Here is a 17423-nt window from a genome sequence, read left to right on the forward strand (position 1 = left end):
CCCGGCGACCTCGTCAAGGTGAGCATCGAACGCACCCTTGTAGGCGGCCAGACCCGCGTGTTTGGCCTCGGCGGCCTTCTGCGCAGCGGTCACGAACATGCTCGGATCAGGTGTCCACATTGTCCATCTCCTCGGCCGGGTCCCTCGGGATAACGAGGTCGCCGTCTTCTGGGTCAATAAGGGGGTCAGGGAAGGCTACGGATTGTGACGGATCGCTGCCGTGAGGCAGGACGAGCGTAAGGCTAATCTCCCCGTCAATTCGCTCGACAGGTCCGGCTATCCATTCGCACGGTACGTTCCCGTACGGTATGGTCGCGCCGTCGGGCAGGGAGATGAAGCTGAACAGCGCGCCGTTGATGCGCAGTTTGTCTCCATCTTTCACAACTTTGAGCGATCCTTCACGACGCTGCGGCGAGAACGAAATACGCATCAGAACCACCTGCCGATTGCCATGAAATAGATGCGGATGCTGCTTCCTGAGAGAGCGGTAGGAGCAAACACGGGAACGCTGTTTACTTGTGACGCTGAAGCGGCACCAACGCCGGTCCAAGCCGCGTTTGACGCCGCCGAAGCAGAGACGGCCGGCGCGGCGGCAAACGCCGCTGGATAGCTCCAAGCGCCAACGCCCGTAGTGTCGCGATGAATGGAACCGACAGGCGACGTTGTGATAGGAAAAACGGCGTTATAGGTGCAGATCTGCGTTCCGTCCGCGTATCGCACATACTCACCGTTGGCATTGCTGCCACGCTCGACGATCGCGCCGGTCGGAATGCCACCGCTCTGGGAAACAGGGCCGACGATATCCTGCATGACGGCGGTATTCGGCCCCGTAGAGCGGATGAACTTTCCATTGCCGCCAGTCAGACCGATGATTGCACGGCCATGGGCGACCAAGTCCGTTAGCGCCGCCACTCCGGCACCTGTGTAGTAGGCAAGCTTGTTCACGGCGGTAGTCAGGGCACCGATCGAAAACAGGTTGCCGTTCGTCAGGGCATCGAGCACTTGGCGGGCCGCCGACAGCGCTCGCGTCGCATCGGACGCGAAGCGCACCTCATAGACATCGGCCGAGCGGGTCGTTCCCGGCCAGGCGTACGCTAAAGTCAGGGACGTGTTGCTGTTGACCGCGGCAATACGAACAGAAAGCCCGGCCGCCCAGAATATGTCACCCGCCTGCAAGCCAGACGTCAACCAGCTTGTCCCCTGCCCGGTCACCGCAGTGCCGTTGGCGTTCACCGTGGCTGTGCCCGTGTTATAGGATGTCGGTAGAGCCATCAGTCGTCTCCTCCGACGCGCTGCGCAGTTTCGAGTTGCGCTTTAAGGTTCTCGACCTCTTCCTGGCTTCGAGCGAGAGCATCGCGGAGTTCCGCAACGCCTTGGGCCAGGATCAGAACGCGGTTCTTCAGCGTAGCCGAAATCGCCCGCTCTTCCTGAAGGGCGACTTCAGGCGCGATATTGACGGTTGTCATGGGGTTGTCCCTAGTTTTGGGGGATGCCGAGGATGTAGTAGCGGATGCCGATTATAGGGTCGGGCACGTAGTCGAATTTCCACCGGTTCTCGGCGTAACGCTCATTGTATGGGTTACCGTTGAACGTCCAGAACGTCGCCTGATTGTCGGTGAGCTGGCAGTAGGACGAATTAGCCTGATGATACCGGGCCGAGCCGTTGTAGCTTTCGGTGATACGCGTCTGCGGAAACTTCACGCATTTTCCGAATTCCTCATGGTGATGCACGGTCATGTACTTGACGATCGGAAAGAAGCCGTCGCCTTTGAAATCGACCGTGAAGGACTGCCCCGAATTCGTCCCGCTTGGCGGGGTTCGGTTCGCCTGCGCGGCGATTGGCTTGTAATCTTCGGCCAAGATTTGCAGGCAAGGCCAACGGCTGTCCAGGACGATGTCGCGGAAGGCCGGCGGGTTGCCAGATCCGGGACGCAACAGCTGCATGACCCTTTCGCCGCCAGACGTAAACTGGCGAAGAAAATTGTTATCTCCGGACGTGAGCGGCGCACGATCGTTCGCGAAAACGACAAAGCGACAACGGCAAGCGCTGGATTGCTTGTTATCGAAGTAGATGCTGTTTCCGGAAAACCAGTATTCCGCGACTAACGACCGATTAAAGCGGCTCATCGGGAATGTGATCACGTCATCGACATACAGGAACAGATCCGCCAGCATGTTAGGCGTGACGGCGAACCCTAGATCGTAGCGGGTCACGCCGGCAGGAAGATTGATGTCAGCCGCTCCAATTGCCGATAAAGGCCGCCCAGAGCTATCGAAAGCAAGTTGCGTCTGGCTAGCTGTTCGGACGTCATAGCCCGGCTTTGCGACCCTGCAGAAATCCTTGCTGAACTGCGCAGACCACTGCCCCGCGATCGGAGCCTTCGGCGCGCCGTCGAGGATAGGCGTGTTGTCGGCAGGCAGTCGCCAAATGACGATTTCCTTTTCGAGCTGGTCCGCATCCCCGGTCGCATAACTGTTGCCTTGATAGAGTAGCCCGTTTCCGAGCGCGCCAATGACATCACCAGTGTTGCTTGTCGTGTCCGGCCGATTTTCCCACCAAACGCTCTGACCGCGATCGAAGGTTTCATAATAGCCGGGCTCTGCCCCGCCATACCCCTCGCGACCCTCGCGCCTCACCCGGTTCTGCTCGATATACTTGCCGTCAGAGAGGCGACGGGTTTTGATATCGAACATGGGAAGCGAGTAAGGAATAGCGTCTCCATAAAAGCTGTTTCTGACGCCGATATCCTTGACCGCAGCGGAACCCGCAGAGGGAGCCTGCAAGACTTTTTGGTAGTTGTTGACATTGGAGCCGGAGGGCAGGTAGCGGCTCCCGGTTTGAAAGGGAGTGCTGTCAGTGACGGCCAACTTCACATCGGCCGCCACTTTCGAGTTGTATAGGAAGGACGCTGTATTGCCGTCCGGTTCGGTCACTGGATCGATATTCCCCTTGGTGATTTTCACGCATGAATGCCCCAGGTTATCGATGCCAATCATAAATCGCGTCATGACTTGATCACTATCGTTCCGGCGTTGATGTCGATGGTCATCTTGCCGTCAGGGCTTGTAATAAGCCCCGCCTTCACAGTGCCAATGCTGGCGATCGCAAGCGTCAGCTCGCCGCCTTCGAAGACGAAGGGCTGCTTTTTCGAGCTCCCGTTCAGGATTGCGAACCTGTCAGCATTGATTAGGAACTGCGTAGGCTCCGAAACGTCCGTTGGGACATCCATATACCAGCCGGCAGTTCGCCACCCAGCACCGCTTGAAACCCTCGCCTGTGCTGCAATACGGGCAAAGCCGCTAGGCCCTGACGTTGCAGTCATCCGGAACCGGGCATCAGCCGAGACGTCGTCTACCCGAGAGGTAACTGTCGACAGGCTGTCCGATACCGCCGAGATCTGGCCTTCTGCGGTGCCTACGCGGGTCGTGAGCGCCGTAAGTGCTGAAGCGCTCGCCTTCGTTCCGACAACGCCCTCCAGGTTGCCGAGATCGCTCTGAAGCGAGGTGATCGCGCTAGAGGCGCTACTGATGTTGGCTTCCGCGGACGATACGCGCGTAGTGAGTGCGGTGAGTGCCGATGCGCTGGCTTTGGTGCCCACCACTGTAGTGAGATTGCCTAGATCACTCTGCAGCGATGTAATGGCACTCGACGCACTGCTAATGTTTCCTTCGGCTGCCGTGACGCGTGTGCTGAGAGCGCTCAAGGCACTCGAAGTCGCGAGGCCTGGCAACACCGACTGCACCTGAGTTACGGCTCGGGCTACGATATCGATGCTGTTGTTGGTCAGGGTTATCTTTGTGTCGAGGACGTCACTTGCGTCCGCAGTGACCTTGAGCGCACCCATTGTGCCAAGGAAATTGGCGAAGTCCTGCTCGATCGTTTCGCTGGCAAGCGGCCATATTTCGTTTCGAACGGCTCGAATATCACCGCCCTGCGAGACTAGCCCACCGCCGCCCAGAGCCTCGACTTCAGCCGACAACTCATTGACGACATCGATACCCGCCTTACCATTGAGTGAGACTGCTAGCGCATCGAGCGAAGTTGCCTGCGCGTTGATCAGCCCCTCGTTATCGGTTACGCGGGCTTCCAGGATGGAAACGCCGGTAGCGACTGCACCAAGACCGGTCTCCGGATCGTTGAACTCCGCTTCAAGAGCAACGAGACTGCTTGCGATTGCTTCGTCCTGGTCGATCCTTGCAAGACGCTCGGCCGCCAGCTCGGCACGGGACGCGCCGGGGGACGGGGCGCCAACCGAGATCCAGTCGATGATGAAATAGTCCGTAGCAGTCTGGGCCGCTGAGAGGTCGATCCTGATCTGCGCAATCAAGCCGGACCATTCCGGGTTGAACGTGATCAGCCCGATACCGTTGGCATCATAGGCAGGTTCACCGACGACCGCGCGGCGCGCCGTGTCCCATGTGCTGTCGGTGGATGCCTTCCAGTAGCAATACCCCTCCCATACTGGCGAGCCGAACTTGCGGATGCGCAACCTGACTTGCCGATATTTCGCGGCCATGACCTCGATAGCAGGCGACGCCACGTAGGGGTCCGTTGCAGCATTCGCCGGTCGTAGAAAGCCCGAGGCGACTGTCGGCGTGCCGTTGCCGGTCCAGCCGGAAGCGTCGACCTCGAAGTCCCATAGGTTGACAGGGTCAAACTGGTTGTCCGTGCCGGCCGATAGAAGCGAGATCTGTTGGGCAAGCGCAAGATCTCCATCGACGCGGGCTTCGTCAATATCGGTGATCTGCGCCGCGATGCTGCTGGTCGAAGCTTCCAGCGTTGTCACGCGCTGCGATACCGCTGATGTATTCGAGGCTGCTACCGTGATCCGTTCTTCGAAAGATGCAAACCCACCTTCGACGCGGGCGGTTATGGCTTGGCGAAGCTGCTCCTTGTCCCGGTAGTTTGCGAAATCTTGGTCGGCTGCATAGTCGCGTATCGCCGACATCTCATCCAGGATCGAACGATACCGGGAAGCGTTCTCGATAGCCCCGGATACCCTGTCACCGATCTCACTCGACAGGTCTATCACGACCTGATCGAAGTCGGCCTTGAAGTCCTCGTCGATCCAGCCCTGCAGCGTCTCAAGATCTTCTTTGATCTCTGCTGCGAGCTGGCCAACGGTGATCTGGATCGAGCCCGTTGCGACAGTTGTGGTCGCGTAAGGCGTCCATGTCTTGAAACGATCCGGAACCGTCGAGATCGTCGCGCGTGCTTGGTAGATCAGCGTTGGCACCACGTTCGTCGTGATAATAAACTCGCCTTCGTCAGGGTTCGGGCACGACGTGGTCGACAAATCCGAGCCGTTGGTCTGGGCCTGGTACTCGATGCGGACCGCAACAATCGTCGGGTCATCCGGCGGCGTCCAGCGAAACCGCAGTGCTGGCTCCTGATACCCGCCATCGTTCTTGATCAGCCAGGCTTCAACCGTGAAGTTCTGGACCGTCGACAGGACCGAGGGGTTCACTGGCGGGGTCGGCGGGATGACGACCGGACCCGGCTCAATGTCCTCGTCGTCGTAGATATCAGCGCCGGTCTCAGTGAGCTTCAGTGTGACGCAGAACTGCTCGTCAAGGCCCCACTCGGAGATCATCCATTCACGGCCGCGCCATGAGACCCATTCGCCTTCCTGGACACGGAAGCCGACCGACCGGCTTACTGGGAGCGTGGCGGTGGCACCCTTGCGGTTCTGCCGATACCGAATGTTGAGCAGGTACTGAGCCAGATCGGGGTCGCTGACCTGCAAGAAGTCGTTCGACGTCTGGCGATTGCGTCCATCTTCTGCGATGTCGGCGTTTACGTAGACAGGCTTCAGGCTTTCCGGGTTCCACATCGACTCGATCGAGGTGAACTGTCCGGAGAGGTGGTTGAACCGCTCGAACGCTGATTTGCGGAACTGGATATCTTTCGCGCGGTCAACCGGAATATCGTTCGCCGTGATCTCCAGAACGGGGATCTGCGGTGCGCCCGGGATGACACCGGAAAGACCTCTACGATTGAGGCCGTAGCCTGCCATCGCATCTTCGAACTCGCGAAGAACTTCCGTGTGGTCATCGTCGCCGGTCACGAAGAGTGAGCACTGGTAGCGCTTCTTGCCGTCCGTGCGCAGCGCATCGCAGACGTTCATGGCGAGGAAATATGTCCCAAGATCCAACTGGCCGAGGGACTTGCCCTCACCGATCAGTGTGCGGCCAGAGACAAGCGCTCTGAGGCCAAGCTGATAGTTCAGTCGGTGAACAGCGGGATTGAGCGTGTGACGCCACGTAGACGGATCATCGACCCTTTGCGTGCCCGATCCGCCGGCAACTGTCGAATCCTTGCGAGGGTCATACTCGCGCAGACCACGCAGCACGAACTCGATCTCCGGCTTGCCCTTCGTGCCGAAGAACTCTTCTGACCAGCGACGCTCGACAACCACATAGCAGATGCCAGCGTTGACGCTTGTCGTCTTCCACTTCTGGCCAAGATCCGCCGAGACGTCGACCAGCCGCTGATCGACGGGTTGACCAGGGCGCCCGTCGTAGAACCGGAGGACGAGCATGCCGTTCGGGCCGTCCAAGAAATCTTCAACGAAGTAGCGGGCGGTCTCGCCACCAACGGTAGGCTGCGAGATGAGAGACTTCTTCTCACCGAAGACATAGATGTAGGGTTCAAGCCCGTCGCACCATCCGTTTGCCAGCAGGAAGACGTCGGCGTTCAGGCGGTTACCCTTATCCCACTTGGCGTAAAAGACGCGCTGGCCCTTGGTCTTGCCGGTGCCATACAACGTTTGAGCGGAGATATCGCCGCCGTACTGGGTCTCACCCTGAACAGCCGAGTACTTCCGGGCCTTCGGCCGATTCAGGTACTGCATGCCGATCCGGGCAGCGAACGCCAGACCTGTGCTGATCACCGTCGCTGCGAGAGCGGATCCAGCAAAGAGCGCACCAGCTATGGCCGCGCCGATCGCAGTGAAAATTGCCATTCAGATTTTATCCGATGTGAAAAGCTGCGACGACGTCAGCGAGCGCGTGATCGGTTGAACCGTCAGGGGTTTTGGTTCGGAACCGGGTGCCGATGCAGATGGCGACATGCTCGGCGCCATCATCCAGCTTGAGAATTACGAGATCGCCGAACTGCGCTTCCGCTGGCGCCACAGGTGGGCGGCCGAGTTCTGTAGTCCAAAAGTCTGTGAGGCTCGAGAAGCCCCGCTTGCGAAGCGCCTTCTGCGCGCCCGGGAGCGTCTTGTAGGTTCCGGCATAGGCCCTTACCGTCGAACGACCCTCAAGCGCGTCCACGAGCGCGCATCCCATCATGAAGCAGTCGGAACGGGCGGGGTCGCCATAGGCGTACGGCTTCGCAAGCTCACGCTCGAGCGTGGCCTGTACAACACGGAATCGGTTCATGATTACTGAGCTGTCCTTTGGCCCCATTCCTCGGGAATGGTGGCATTGGTGGCGACGTATTCGAGGCCCGTATCGGTCGGGTCGTTGTCAAATTTCTGCTCGGCCATCGACCGTTTCACACCGGTGGAGCCTCGCGCCGATCGGCCAGGCGGCTGCAGGTCAATCGAGAGGGTCAGACTTCGTTCCGATCCCGACAGCGCACCCTCGTTGAACCGTACTTGGTCAATTTCATAGATGGACGAGGCAAGGATGCCGACGACCTGGTCCGTATCGGGGTTGCCGGCAAGGTGGGCGATGATCACCGGCGAGTTCTGATAGTTGAACTCCTCGATCGTCGCGACTGCGTCGTCTGGGTTCGATACCGGGATATTCGAGAACACGATCGTTCTCGTCGTGACCGCCGTTCCCAGAGCGCTTGTCATGCTTCCCATCTGAAGGAAACGGTTCGGGAGGTAGACCAAGCCATTGTAGGTGTACGGGCGCCCGCCGCGGTGATAGCCGACAGACTTACCGGGAAGATCGAAGCGGATCAGGTCAAGGCGCGCGATGCGTCCGGCGATGACCAGCGCTTCGACGCTTGGGTCTAGAGCGCTCATGAGAAGAACACCTCAGTAGCGGCGAATGAAATTTCACGGTTGTTGAGCGACTTTGGTGCGGAGGAGCTGCCGGGATCCATCATCATGACAGTACATGGCTTCTCGAAGTGCACGGTAGCAGACGTTGTGAAAATCTGCGTGTCCAGACCGTATAAGATTGAAACGGTCACGACGCCGAAGTTTGTAGCCGTTGCAGGCTCCATAACCCGATGCATTGATCGAATGAGCAAGCTCTTGCGGAACTCAATGTAGTCACCCGGCAAAAGCTTGAAGCCTGCTGGCAGTCCGGCAATCACGACCTGACGGCTATTCGAGATCGTCTGTAGGACGGCCTGCCCGGTGAAGGCCCCGCCGCCGGACTTCGTTCCAGAGAGCGGCTTCCCTGTGTCCATCGCAATAGGCCTCGGGCGCCACGGATCATATGCTAGGAAGGTGAAGCCACCGCGCGCGTCCGCTTTCATTAGAAAGGCATCGAAGAGACCCGACTGCTCCCGAGTGAGAGTGCCAGTCTTGTAAGAAGCAATCCAGTACGGCGTCAAGCTCGCCATGACTTCGGAGCGGCGCCCCTCCATCATGCTAACATTGGCAGGGCTGACAGGCGTCAAGTTCACTTCTGCCCACGGGATAGCAGGTAGATTGATTGGGTCTGCCATTATTGCGATTGTCCATTGGCATACAGGTTTTGCTTGTCGAGGTCGTACTGCTTTATCTTGGCGGATGACCTCTCATCGGCGATCTCGGACGACCGGCGGTCGACAAAAGCTTGCAGATTGCCGTTCTGGTCAACCGAGACCTTGACTTCGCTCGTTACATGGACGCCCGATGATCTAGCGCTGCCCTTTGAGTGATCAACGACACTTTCATCGGGATGGAGCAGAGCCATAAACCCGCCCTTCCCGTCCAAGCCGCCACTGCGCGCTCCCGCCCCTGTGTAGCCGCCACCATCAAATGATTTGAAGTCGCTCAAGCCCGAACTCCAACTCGTGGTCGACTTAGAGCCACCGCCGCCAAACAGACCACCGAAGAGAGAACTCAAGAGCCCTCCCCCGCCGCCAGAGCCGGTGGCAGCGTTGTTCACGGTGAAGATGGAGTCGAGCACGTCATCAAGAAGTTTGTCGGTGATCTTGTCCAACATGCTGATGCCGATATCGGCCCATTCCTTCCATGAAATCTTGCCGTCATCCAAAGCGCTCTTCATGTCATCGATCACGGAGCGCGTCAGATCCTTCTCGAAGTCGAGCTGGTCCGCCAAGGCTTCCCGGGCTTGCTCTTCTTGGTAGATCGCTTCCGTCAGACTGATGATCTTCTGACGCTCGCCATCCGTGGCCGCCGCTCCTGCTTGGCGGGATGCCGCAGCTGACCGCTTGGCCGCATCACCAGCATTTACGAGGGATAACTCCTCTTCCAGTTCGGATATGAGGTCAGCTACGGCTTTCTTTTCCCGTTCAGCTTTTGCGGCTTCGTTCGACCGCCCGCCGCCGCGTCTAGTTCGCTGCCTGTTGAATTCCTCCCACGGGAACCCAGACAATTCCGGCGTGCCGCGCGACCCAGGAACAGGAACATCGCCTTTAGGGACAAACTGGTCGTCCGTGAACATCTGGCCGTTCTCGGACCACATTGGAGAAAGGGACCCCAACTGGGTTTGGGTGACCGTCAGCGCCTGGATAGCGCCCTCTTTGAAAGCATTTGCTTGGCGCAGTGCCCCAGCGATCGTCTGAGAAAGGCCATCGAAAGCGACACCAAAGTCTCCTACTGCAGGAATCCCAGTCTGCGAAATTGCGGCAGACAAAGCGTCCTGCATGTCCTTCATCGCAGCAGCGTCGTCTTTGCCTTCGGCGATAGCAGCTGATACCCGCGACCACGCGTTTTGCAGCTCGAGTATTGTATCGGTCTCGGCGCCAGCTTGCTGCAAGTCCTGCACAAGGGCGGCCAATTCGATGTTGAGGTCGCTGACCTGGACGCGCGCGAGATCCCACGACTGGTTCGCAAGAGCATCGGTTGCGGCTAGGAGATCTGATACCTCCTTAGCGCGACTGAGCTGGTCAACGTAGTCTCTTAGCGCCGGGACAGCTTCACCCCAGCTGTCTGCTACGAGGCGGATAAGCGTCTCTTGTTCCTTCAGAGCCTCTGATGCATCGCCTCGATTATCAATGACACTCGAAAAATACGAAAGCGCGGCGCCGGCCGCAGCGCCTGCCGCGATACCGATCGGGCCGAAGCCAAGAGCGAGGTCCGGCAACTGGATCGCGATAGCCTGCAGTACATTGCCGGTAGCACTGGCCTGCTGCGCCACCTGGGAAAGCTGCATCGCCTGCATTCTGAGCTGCTGGGTAGCAAATATCGAGCTTTTACCCACGCTTTGCATGCCCTGCGACATGCTGTCCGACGACCGCTTTACCTGTCTTTCTGCTTTTTCGGCAGCGCCAGTGATGCTGTCGAGCGCCTTCTCCCCTGAGACGATGCCGCGCGAGTCTGCTGTGAGTAGCAATTCAAAATCAGACACCTTTACGCCTCCAATGGCTAAGCGTTATCGTCCCGTTCGTTTTTCATGGGAGATTCGTAATGGACGGTTGGTTGAAGGGGCTTGTCACAGTTACCTGTGTCGTAGTGATCGCGGGGGGCGGGTACTACGCCTGGTCGGAATATCAAGCGGCTCAGAGACGTGAAGTCGCTCGGAAAGCAGCCGAAACTGCTGCTAACGGACGCTTCTGCCGAAATATGGTTAGCGACCTCTCCCGCAACGAAAACAAGAACTACAAAGGCGGCCATATCGCCTTTTGCATTAACGATGGATACGTCACTGAGCTGGACTTCCAAGCGGCCAACGCGATCGGCTACGTCGACAGTGTTCGGAGTTTGATAGAACCGAAGAAGTGAAAGGCCCGCCGAAGCGGCCGATCCCTAGCTTGACCTATCTGGGATATTTCGAATGCCTGTGAGGGAGCATTAAATGGCTACGTGTAAGGTCTGCGGCCAGAAATTCAGTATCTTCGAAATAGGAAGAAGCGGAATTTGCGATGGCTGCCTCGCAACGCAAGAAGACCGTGACAGAGAAAAACTTGCGAAAACAGCCGAAGCCGCCGCGGCGGAAGCCGAAGCTGAAGGCCGGATAGCCCGAGTTGTTGTAACTACCGCCCCGGCGCTTCCAGGAACGAATGACTATAAGATAATCGCAGTGATCGGCGCCGAAGCCGCCGTTGGGATGAACGTCTTCCGCGACATTGCAAACAGCTGGATAGACACCTTGGGCGGGCGAAGCGGGTCCGTTCAGAAGATGCTCAAGGAAGCTCGCGAGATTGCAATGCGTGAACTCAAGCGGGAAGCATTCCTTGTCGGTGCAGATGCCGTCGTCTCGGTAGATATAGACTACAACCAAGTCAGTACGTCTGGCGGGTCTGGCGGCAGCATCCTCTTCGTCGCTGCGACCGGCACCGCCGTAAAACTTGCGCCATAGAAAAGGCCCGCCGCACCGCCAAGAAACCCTGACTCGACTCCCGGTTGCCGCCGTGCTTCTTTCTGAGCGCCAAGCTTAGGAGGAACGCATGACATCTAAAGCAGACGAAGACGCCACACGCACCGCGACATGGAGCGTGATGAGCTGCTTAGTTGAAGAACTTACGAAGAGTGGGGCGATCGACTTTGGATCGCTGATCGAAAGGATTCAGGTGACGTCGATTGGGCACCAAAAGTCGGGCAATCCGCAGACTGCTCAGGTGATGTATCTTCTGAGCGAGTATCTGCAAAAGACAGTCCCTCAATCTTAGCCGCCAACTCGATATCAGCGTCGACACGGTTTTCCATCCTCATCTCCAATAAAAACGAGGCCCCCCATTATGGGAGCCTCTTGTTGCTATTGCAGCGCTGCGCGCTCGTTCGGCGGGATCGACAAAGGCTCCTTACCCGATTGGAGCCCAGAGAGGTATGCCGAACACATCTTCCGGATGGCGCGGTATTCCCAAGGGGCCAGGCGCAGGCCGTTAGCAGAAGCGAAAGCAGTGATCTCCTGCCATTCAGGGGTGGTCAGACCCATTCCGTTTGACCGTATTGGCCCAAGCTCCCGCATCGCTTCGAGGAGATATTCCCCGCCATCTAGAGGAGCAAGCGGGAGGCGAGCACCTGCCTCAACGTAACGCTGCGCTCTAGTCTTGGTCTCGTTGGTGATTGTAGAAGCCAGCCACCCCAACTGTTCAGCAGCAAGAACTAGCTGGCGTTCCCGTTTCCCAAGATGGCCGCACGATCGGTCGCGAACGTCCGAACCTGTTCCGCAAAGGACAGTTGCCCGCGTGTCCCACTGACGATCTGCAGGTTCAGGAACCACTCGACGTCGGCCGGCGCCACAGCGGGCTTGCTTCCGCGGGAAACGTTCTCGAAGCCAACGATCAACGGTGAGATTTCCTTCACCAAGGCGTCGTGGATGTCCGAAACGGGCGTAGGCTCTCCGGCTGTCGTATCCCTCTTCATCCGCTCCCGTTGGCTCTGGAGAATGGCCGCCTGGCCAGTCTCGCCTTCAATGCCGAGAACGAGCAGCCGACACGGCTTGCTCTCGTCATTGTCGTCGTACAGCAGCTTGCCTGTGCCAGGATGCTTGAGGTGGAGCGCTCGCGGTGTTTCGGACGCTTTTCGGCTGTCGAACTGGTTGAAATCCATATTTCACCTTAAGGCGCTGTAGCGAAGACGGACGGATAGTTCGACCGAACGGTGGCAGTAAAGCCCGCGTAGGTTGTCGTGCTCCGCTCGTTACGCCGCCAATTTGAGGGGACGCCAGTGATGTACTCGGCTTGGCCAGACGCCGTAGGCTCGAGAATTTTGAAGCTATACTCAACAAAAGCATCGCAGGCAGCTTTGAAGGCGACCTGGCCAGGGTCGGCTTTGACCTCGCGAAGGGCAACTTCCGTCTCCGTACCGCTGCGAGCGCCCTTCACACCGAGTGTAAACCCGCTTTCCAGATCCGGAACATCGATAATGTTGTCCGAAACGCCGGTAGCGCCAATAGATACGACGCCTTTGACCTGAACCCACGTCATAGCCTCGTAGCCTACCTTGGTGAAGGTAGCAGGCTTCCCCGTAGCGACAAAGAATTTGCTGGTGATGTCTGAAGTGCTCATTGCGTTCCCCTTTCGTCAGGAAGCTTCGTAGTCGATTTGGACTGGCGTTCGCCAATCGGCGTCTTGAGGGAACCCCTCTTTGACGTCGGGTGGTTTGATGATGACGATCTGGCCACCGGTCACTGGTATGCGTCGACCCATTGGGAAGATGTCGGCAACTTGATCCGCCTTTTGATTGCTGACCCGGGACGAGGTGCCGCGAGCTGCAACAGTAGTGATCATGAGCATGCCGCGAGAGATGGGCATCACTCCATCAAGCGTCTCATCGCGGCGGTTCACGCGAACAATCTCGCACTGAATGTACGGCTTCGCGCCGTTATGATCCTGGTTGGGCCAAGCGATCGACCAAGACAGGCTTCCCGCCTCGACCGCTGCCTTCAGCGCGAGTTCAATGTCTGTTTCTGCGATGGGCATTATTTTACCTGACCAGACCACTTGGTGACGAATTGTGGGAACATCGCAGCAGCGGCGCCGACGAAGTGGTTCCCGGTCTGCTCGTAGTGGCGGCCGAGGCTGTCGGTGCCAGAGAAGCCATACTCGAGCCTGCGAGCGTAGGGGGCGGTCCATGCGAACTGCGCCACGTCGCCGATCATCATGCTTTGGAGCGTGACGACATAGCTCGCTTCGCCTGCCGCGCCGAAAGAGCCGTTCAGGCCGCTTACGAGGCTATTGATGAGGTTGCCGCTGATCCGGTTAGGCATGCGCCCGCCCTTGCTCTTCTCTCGCTGGGCGGTCTCGACAACGTCCTGAACGGCCTCTGCGAACACGTCCCGCATCCGCTCTTTCATGACCTGCGTCCGAGCGCGGAAGTGTTTCGCGTCTGCTCCGGCCATCAGCGAATGTACCTTATCCTCACCCGCTCGAAGCAGCGGCAACGAATGGTCTGCTTTGTGGTCGCCCCTAGAGACCGATCGCCGGGGAACATCAGGAGAGAGCCATCGGGTGCAACGAAGGGCGTTGAAAGGCCTTCGACCTTCTGCCCTTCCATCGCGAGATGATCCGGCCGCGTCTTCTTGTCCTCGGCGGAGTCCCAGGACCGTTCGATTTGGTCTTCGGATACTGTCCCGCCGTCGACGAGCTGACGAAATCCCTCGTGCCGCCCGGCCCGCATCGCGGTGATCGTCTCGTTCTCCGCAATCAACCTGGCTCGATACTTGAGCGCCCGGTCTTTGTAGGACGCAACGATGCGCCCGATCAGCTGTGCCTTCTTTAGGGGTTCTTTGCGGCCTTTATTGTAGGCAGCAAGAGCGGCGTCCCATCCCTCAGCCGCAGCACGCCTTGCGACGGCGTCATATCGCTTGTCGCGGAGATTGTATCCGAGATAGCGCGCGATCTCAGCCTTGTCAGCTTGGATCAGCCCGTTGCGGGCTCGCATGACAGTTCTGGCCATGTCGGGCGTGAGCCCGATCATCCCGCCTTCCCTGAGGCCAGTCACCGCACTCTTGCGCCCAAGAAGGTCGCCGGCGATGGCTGTCGGCGTGCGGTTCTCATGGAGCCCGGCGAGGATGACCTCGCGAGCCGCCTGCCTTATTCCTTCGATGACCCCTTCTGGTCCGGTGATGAAGGCTGCGATGTTGTTTCGACCCCAAGCCTCAGCTCGTTCATGCCTTCCATTGAAGCCAAAAACCGCTGAGCCACCCGAAAAGGGTCTGGTATCTTCGGGAGCGATGCAAGCGTGACCACTCCTCCCTGGTAAAAGGCTTCGGAGAGAAGCCGGTCCATAGGTTGGAAGAATGTCGGATCGATGCGCAGCGCGAGAACCGCTGCTTCGATGTTACCGGCCTCAATGTGGGCGATGACCGTGTTGAGTTGTGCCGTCGAGGTGATCCGTGCGATGGCGTCGAGAAAGGCCTGCCGGACCTCGGGCTCAAGCTTGTCGAGCACTGCCTGCACTTCAGAAGGTAGAGCCATCAGATCACCAAATCCAAATCATAAAGCACGGCGATGCCGGCCGGCGCCAACGGGCGCACTTCTTCGATCACAATCCAGTCGCTATCCTCGTCCGCCTGCTCAGCAGTTATGCCGACAGCGATCTTGAGACTCTTTAGCGGGACCGCATCAGGTTTCGCGGTGACGGTCAAGGTATGCCGCGTCTGGCCTATGAGGGTTCCGTTCTGATCGCGGATCTCCTGGTATCCTTCGACGCAGTGAAGCGTCTTGTATGTCGGAGCGCCTTCGACCGGGTCATAGCTCGGTCCTGTCTTCGCGCCTGGGAAGCGCAACGTGATGGGATATCCGTTGGGCTGAGACACGTCGCCGATCGAGCGAATGGCACCGTCAACCTCGGCAGCTATGGCGTTCCAATCTTCCATCAGACCACCATGATTGCGGGGCCGCAGCACATGTACGGGCCAAACAGAGCGTCAATTAGTGAGGAGGAAGGCATGTAGGCGTAGGCCCCTTCACTCTTGCCGACAACGGTCCACTTGATGCCTTTGACCTCGGTGAGCACCTTTGATTCCGCTCCGGTATAGGTCTTGGAGAAGAACCCCGGCGTTGTCAGCTCCAGAGACGCAGCAATATAGGCGGCTTCCTCGACGATCGGGATATCGGAGCCGGCCGGGATAGATGTGATGTCATAGCCGCAGAGATTGGCTACGTAGCGGAGGCGGATCATGTCCGACCCACGCATGAGGGCAGCTGTAGCGGCTACGTCTGAGGCCGCAGTGGGCGCGTTGTCGCCGCGGGCAAGCGCATAGGCCCGGAAGCCGGACAACGTTCCAAGCAAAGCCATATTCATTCTCCTAAGGGTGGGGAGCCCCGGCAGTTGCCCGCCGGGGTCAGTGTTTACGACTGCTTGTTCAATTCAACGAACGCGGCCTTGTCGTCGGCGCTCATCGTCGGGAACTCGGTCAGGTCATCTTTGCGAAGGGACTTGGTGACCTCGGCATCGCCCTTGACGATGACGAACCAGCCAGGGCTCTTCTCCTTGACGACGAACTCGGTCGCGGAGCCATCGTCCTTCGGCTGGCTTGCAGCTTCGAGCGATGCCTTCAAGCCGACGATCTCGCCATGCAGTGCCTCGATGGTCGCATCGCGTTCGCCAACCGTCGTCGTGAGGTCGGTGTTCTCGGAGTTCAGACGGCCGATCTCGGCAATCTGCTCCTCGAACTTCTTGCGCAGATCGTCCATCTGCTCTGCCGTCACTCGGACGCCCTGACTGGGATCAGCAGAACCGAGCACGTCTTCTTCGGCCTCACCGTCGAGCTCGAAGAAATCGAGGCCCTTGGCATGGCCTTCGAGCGTCTTGTTCAGCCGAACGGTCTTTGTCTGACCCGGCTGAACGAAGACGACGCCGGTCAGGGTGTGAATACCCTGAGGCGCCTTGCTGTTGTTGGTGACTTCCATCGTTCCGTTCTCCTTACGGTGCCGGGGTGATTTCGTCGCCATAGGCGGCTGCGCCAGGCAGACGCCATTCCGTGCCACCGGTGCGGGCGATCAGACCGGTTTCAAAGCCCATGATGGACTTCTGACGCGGCTGCAGCGCGCGGCGAGGCATCGGCAGGTGGAAGCGAAGGACTTCTTCATCCTTGCGATAGACCACCATGCGACCGCCACCGTTCTGCGATGCCTTGGCAAGCTCGCGGAGCGGCTGGATGTCCAGCGGCTGGTTCGTCTCAGCCGTGTAGACGTTGTTCTTGCGCAGGTATTCGAGCGCGGTGATGTAGCCATCGCCTGCGCCGAGGCGCTTGGTGGCGATGTACCGGAAAGCCGCCGGCGGGAGGCGGAGCGTGTCGACCCACTCGACTTCGCTGGTGTTGGTGCGAACGCTGGAAATCAGGTCGTTCACATCGCGCAGCATCTGGTCGACGGTCTTGTTCGCCCAGAAGGTGGTGGCGCCGGTACCGTCTGCAGCGACCGTGACGCGGGCAACCCCCGGGTTGTTGGCGAAGCCGGTCCAGTTCCTCTCGGTGTTGCCGATGATGGCAATCGAGTTGAGCAGGCGCTCGACCTTGTCGGCCGCGGACAGGGCCTTGGTCGAGTTCAGGTCGATGCCATAGAGCGCCGCCTGGTTGACCTCCTCCAGGTTCCATTCCCAGCCGGAGCCGATCATGGCGAAGTCGGTGCTCGACTGGTCGCGAACAGCCTGGTTGAACGGCATGTCGGTGCCAGCGCCAGAGAGGAACTTGGCCTCGCCGGCAGTGTCGACGGTGAAGAACGTCGTGCCGATCGCCCATGCGTTGCCTTCCGTCACCACGGGCACGGTGGCGCCGTAGTTGAACGTCGGATAACGGCGCTGGTAGATCTTGGTCTCGATGTTCCGCCCCTGCGCCAGGACGAACGGATAAGCCGCCTGGGCATCAGCAAAAGGCTGACGGATGATCTGGTTCATGGC

The 17423-nt window shown here is 58.9% G+C and carries 22 protein-coding genes; 3 read left to right on the forward strand and 19 right to left on the reverse strand.

The window, feature by feature from the left end:
• Positions 1-106: 106 nt before the first annotated feature.
• From ASF70_RS16800 to ASF70_RS16840, 9 genes are read right to left on the reverse strand one after another with little or no spacing between them, the layout of a single operon-like run.
• Entirely contained in the window at positions 107-430 is a 324-nt protein-coding gene (locus tag ASF70_RS16800; RefSeq protein ID WP_062581262.1) for a hypothetical protein, read from the reverse strand.
• The gene (locus ASF70_RS16805; protein WP_062581264.1) at positions 430-1272 is read right to left on the reverse strand and encodes a hypothetical protein; all 843 of its coding nucleotides are present in this window, start codon (positions 1270-1272) and stop codon (positions 430-432) included. The genes ASF70_RS16800 and ASF70_RS16805 overlap by 1 nt, the downstream gene beginning before the upstream one ends.
• Positions 1272-1466, reverse strand: a complete 195-nt coding sequence (locus tag ASF70_RS16810) for a hypothetical protein (RefSeq protein WP_062581266.1) — start codon at positions 1464-1466, stop codon at positions 1272-1274. Before ASF70_RS16810 ends, ASF70_RS16805 begins: the two co-directional genes overlap by 1 nt.
• A 10-nt stretch (positions 1467-1476) precedes the next feature.
• A complete protein-coding gene (locus ASF70_RS16815) occupies positions 1477-2997 on the reverse strand; it encodes a hypothetical protein (RefSeq protein WP_062581268.1) in 1521 nt (506 codons plus the stop codon).
• 8 nt (positions 2998-3005) lie between these two features.
• Entirely contained in the window at positions 3006-6965 is a 3960-nt protein-coding gene (locus ASF70_RS16820; protein ID WP_062581269.1) for a hypothetical protein, read from the reverse strand.
• 7 nt (positions 6966-6972) lie between these two features.
• The gene (locus tag ASF70_RS16825) at positions 6973-7386 is read right to left on the reverse strand and encodes a hypothetical protein (protein ID WP_062581271.1); all 414 of its coding nucleotides are present in this window, start codon (positions 7384-7386) and stop codon (positions 6973-6975) included.
• Between the two features lie 2 nt (positions 7387-7388).
• Positions 7389-7982: a hypothetical protein gene (locus ASF70_RS16830; RefSeq protein WP_062581274.1), complete on the reverse strand. Its 594-nt coding sequence runs from the start codon at positions 7980-7982 to the stop codon at positions 7389-7391.
• On the reverse strand, positions 7979-8635 hold the full coding sequence (locus ASF70_RS16835; protein ID WP_062581276.1) for a hypothetical protein: 657 nt from the start codon (positions 8633-8635) through the stop codon (positions 7979-7981). Before ASF70_RS16835 ends, ASF70_RS16830 begins: the two co-directional genes overlap by 4 nt.
• The gene (locus ASF70_RS16840; protein ID WP_062581278.1) at positions 8635-10485 is read right to left on the reverse strand and encodes a hypothetical protein; all 1851 of its coding nucleotides are present in this window, start codon (positions 10483-10485) and stop codon (positions 8635-8637) included. Before ASF70_RS16840 ends, ASF70_RS16835 begins: the two co-directional genes overlap by 1 nt.
• A gap of 59 nt (positions 10486-10544) precedes the next feature.
• Here ASF70_RS16840 and ASF70_RS16845 point away from each other — a divergent pair, with 59 nt between their 5' ends.
• The 3 genes from ASF70_RS16845 (at position 10545) to ASF70_RS16855 (ending at position 11746) form a co-directional block, all read left to right on the forward strand.
• On the forward strand, positions 10545-10859 hold the full coding sequence (locus tag ASF70_RS16845; protein ID WP_062581280.1) for a hypothetical protein: 315 nt from the start codon (positions 10545-10547) through the stop codon (positions 10857-10859).
• A 73-nt stretch (positions 10860-10932) separates the two neighbouring features.
• Positions 10933-11436: a heavy metal-binding domain-containing protein gene (locus ASF70_RS24665; protein WP_062581282.1), complete on the forward strand. Its 504-nt coding sequence runs from the start codon at positions 10933-10935 to the stop codon at positions 11434-11436.
• Positions 11437-11524: 88 nt separating this feature from the next.
• Positions 11525-11746, forward strand: a complete 222-nt coding sequence (locus ASF70_RS16855; RefSeq protein ID WP_062581285.1) for a hypothetical protein — start codon at positions 11525-11527, stop codon at positions 11744-11746.
• A 436-nt stretch (positions 11747-12182) separates the two neighbouring features.
• On the opposite strand, the gene ASF70_RS16865 is transcribed toward ASF70_RS16855, so the two are convergent.
• The 10 genes from ASF70_RS16865 to ASF70_RS16910 all read right to left on the reverse strand — a co-directional run bounded on the left by ASF70_RS16865 (position 12183) and on the right by ASF70_RS16910 (position 17420).
• Entirely contained in the window at positions 12183-12629 is a 447-nt protein-coding gene (locus tag ASF70_RS16865) for a hypothetical protein (RefSeq protein ID WP_062581290.1), read from the reverse strand.
• 8 nt (positions 12630-12637) lie between these two features.
• Positions 12638-13087: a hypothetical protein gene (locus ASF70_RS16870; protein ID WP_062581292.1), complete on the reverse strand. Its 450-nt coding sequence runs from the start codon at positions 13085-13087 to the stop codon at positions 12638-12640.
• Between the two features lie 15 nt (positions 13088-13102).
• Positions 13103-13501 (reverse strand): phage tail terminator-like protein, encoded by a 399-nt coding sequence (locus ASF70_RS16875; RefSeq protein WP_062581295.1) that lies wholly within the window; start codon positions 13499-13501, stop codon positions 13103-13105.
• Positions 13501-13920, reverse strand: coding sequence for a hypothetical protein (locus ASF70_RS24230; protein ID WP_062581297.1), 420 nt, complete (start codon positions 13918-13920; stop codon positions 13501-13503). Before ASF70_RS24230 ends, ASF70_RS16875 begins: the two co-directional genes overlap by 1 nt.
• On the reverse strand, positions 13920-14498 hold the full coding sequence (locus tag ASF70_RS16885; protein WP_062581299.1) for a phage minor head protein: 579 nt from the start codon (positions 14496-14498) through the stop codon (positions 13920-13922). Before ASF70_RS16885 ends, ASF70_RS24230 begins: the two co-directional genes overlap by 1 nt.
• A 116-nt stretch (positions 14499-14614) precedes the next feature.
• The gene (locus ASF70_RS16890; RefSeq protein WP_156461859.1) at positions 14615-14998 is read right to left on the reverse strand and encodes a hypothetical protein; all 384 of its coding nucleotides are present in this window, start codon (positions 14996-14998) and stop codon (positions 14615-14617) included.
• Entirely contained in the window at positions 14998-15399 is a 402-nt protein-coding gene (locus ASF70_RS16895) for a hypothetical protein (RefSeq protein ID WP_062581304.1), read from the reverse strand. The genes ASF70_RS16890 and ASF70_RS16895 overlap by 1 nt, the downstream gene beginning before the upstream one ends.
• Positions 15399-15821, reverse strand: a complete 423-nt coding sequence (locus ASF70_RS16900) for a hypothetical protein (RefSeq protein ID WP_062581306.1) — start codon at positions 15819-15821, stop codon at positions 15399-15401. Before ASF70_RS16900 ends, ASF70_RS16895 begins: the two co-directional genes overlap by 1 nt.
• 53 nt (positions 15822-15874) lie before the next feature.
• Entirely contained in the window at positions 15875-16435 is a 561-nt protein-coding gene (locus tag ASF70_RS16905) for a hypothetical protein (RefSeq protein ID WP_062581308.1), read from the reverse strand.
• A gap of 13 nt (positions 16436-16448) precedes the next feature.
• Positions 16449-17420, reverse strand: coding sequence for a DUF2184 domain-containing protein (locus tag ASF70_RS16910; RefSeq protein WP_062581311.1), 972 nt, complete (start codon positions 17418-17420; stop codon positions 16449-16451).
• Positions 17421-17423: the final 3 nt, after the last annotated feature.

It is taken from the genome of Rhizobium sp. Leaf321, from assembly GCF_001423215.1.
Lineage (GTDB): Bacteria > Pseudomonadota > Alphaproteobacteria > Rhizobiales > Rhizobiaceae > Neorhizobium > Neorhizobium soli.

Excerpts from the sequence above, each read along its gene's own strand:
- ASF70_RS16890 (WP_156461859.1), bottom strand. The coding sequence starts at position 14,998 with ATGGCTCTACCTTCTGAAGTGCAGGCAGTGCTCGACAAGCTTGAGCCC.
- ASF70_RS16900 (WP_062581306.1), bottom strand. The coding sequence starts at position 15,821 with ATGGCTTTGCTTGGAACGTTGTCCGGCTTCCGGGCCTATGCGCTTGCC.
- ASF70_RS16845 (WP_062581280.1), top strand. The coding sequence starts at position 10,545 with ATGGACGGTTGGTTGAAGGGGCTTGTCACAGTTACCTGTGTCGTAGTG.
- ASF70_RS16815 (WP_062581268.1), bottom strand. The coding sequence starts at position 2,997 with ATGATTGGCATCGATAACCTGGGGCATTCATGCGTGAAAATCACCAAG.
- ASF70_RS16800 (WP_062581262.1), bottom strand. The coding sequence starts at position 430 with ATGCGTATTTCGTTCTCGCCGCAGCGTCGTGAAGGATCGCTCAAAGTT.
- ASF70_RS16875 (WP_062581295.1), bottom strand. The coding sequence starts at position 13,501 with ATGCCCATCGCAGAAACAGACATTGAACTCGCGCTGAAGGCAGCGGTC.
- ASF70_RS16805 (WP_062581264.1), bottom strand. The coding sequence starts at position 1,272 with ATGGCTCTACCGACATCCTATAACACGGGCACAGCCACGGTGAACGCC.
- ASF70_RS16905 (WP_062581308.1), bottom strand. The coding sequence starts at position 16,435 with ATGGAAGTCACCAACAACAGCAAGGCGCCTCAGGGTATTCACACCCTG.
- ASF70_RS16820 (WP_062581269.1), bottom strand. The coding sequence starts at position 6,965 with ATGGCAATTTTCACTGCGATCGGCGCGGCCATAGCTGGTGCGCTCTTT.
- ASF70_RS16810 (WP_062581266.1), bottom strand. The coding sequence starts at position 1,466 with ATGACAACCGTCAATATCGCGCCTGAAGTCGCCCTTCAGGAAGAGCGG.
- ASF70_RS16910 (WP_062581311.1), bottom strand. The coding sequence starts at position 17,420 with ATGAACCAGATCATCCGTCAGCCTTTTGCTGATGCCCAGGCGGCTTAT.
- ASF70_RS24230 (WP_062581297.1), bottom strand. The coding sequence starts at position 13,920 with ATGGCCGGAGCAGACGCGAAACACTTCCGCGCTCGGACGCAGGTCATG.
- ASF70_RS16825 (WP_062581271.1), bottom strand. The coding sequence starts at position 7,386 with ATGAACCGATTCCGTGTTGTACAGGCCACGCTCGAGCGTGAGCTTGCG.
- ASF70_RS16870 (WP_062581292.1), bottom strand. The coding sequence starts at position 13,087 with ATGAGCACTTCAGACATCACCAGCAAATTCTTTGTCGCTACGGGGAAG.
- ASF70_RS16830 (WP_062581274.1), bottom strand. The coding sequence starts at position 7,982 with ATGAGCGCTCTAGACCCAAGCGTCGAAGCGCTGGTCATCGCCGGACGC.
- ASF70_RS24665 (WP_062581282.1), top strand. The coding sequence starts at position 10,933 with ATGGCTACGTGTAAGGTCTGCGGCCAGAAATTCAGTATCTTCGAAATA.
- ASF70_RS16865 (WP_062581290.1), bottom strand. The coding sequence starts at position 12,629 with ATGGATTTCAACCAGTTCGACAGCCGAAAAGCGTCCGAAACACCGCGA.
- ASF70_RS16895 (WP_062581304.1), bottom strand. The coding sequence starts at position 15,399 with ATGGAAGATTGGAACGCCATAGCTGCCGAGGTTGACGGTGCCATTCGC.
- ASF70_RS16855 (WP_062581285.1), top strand. The coding sequence starts at position 11,525 with ATGACATCTAAAGCAGACGAAGACGCCACACGCACCGCGACATGGAGC.
- ASF70_RS16835 (WP_062581276.1), bottom strand. The coding sequence starts at position 8,635 with ATGGCAGACCCAATCAATCTACCTGCTATCCCGTGGGCAGAAGTGAAC.
- ASF70_RS16885 (WP_062581299.1), bottom strand. The coding sequence starts at position 14,498 with ATGATCGGGCTCACGCCCGACATGGCCAGAACTGTCATGCGAGCCCGC.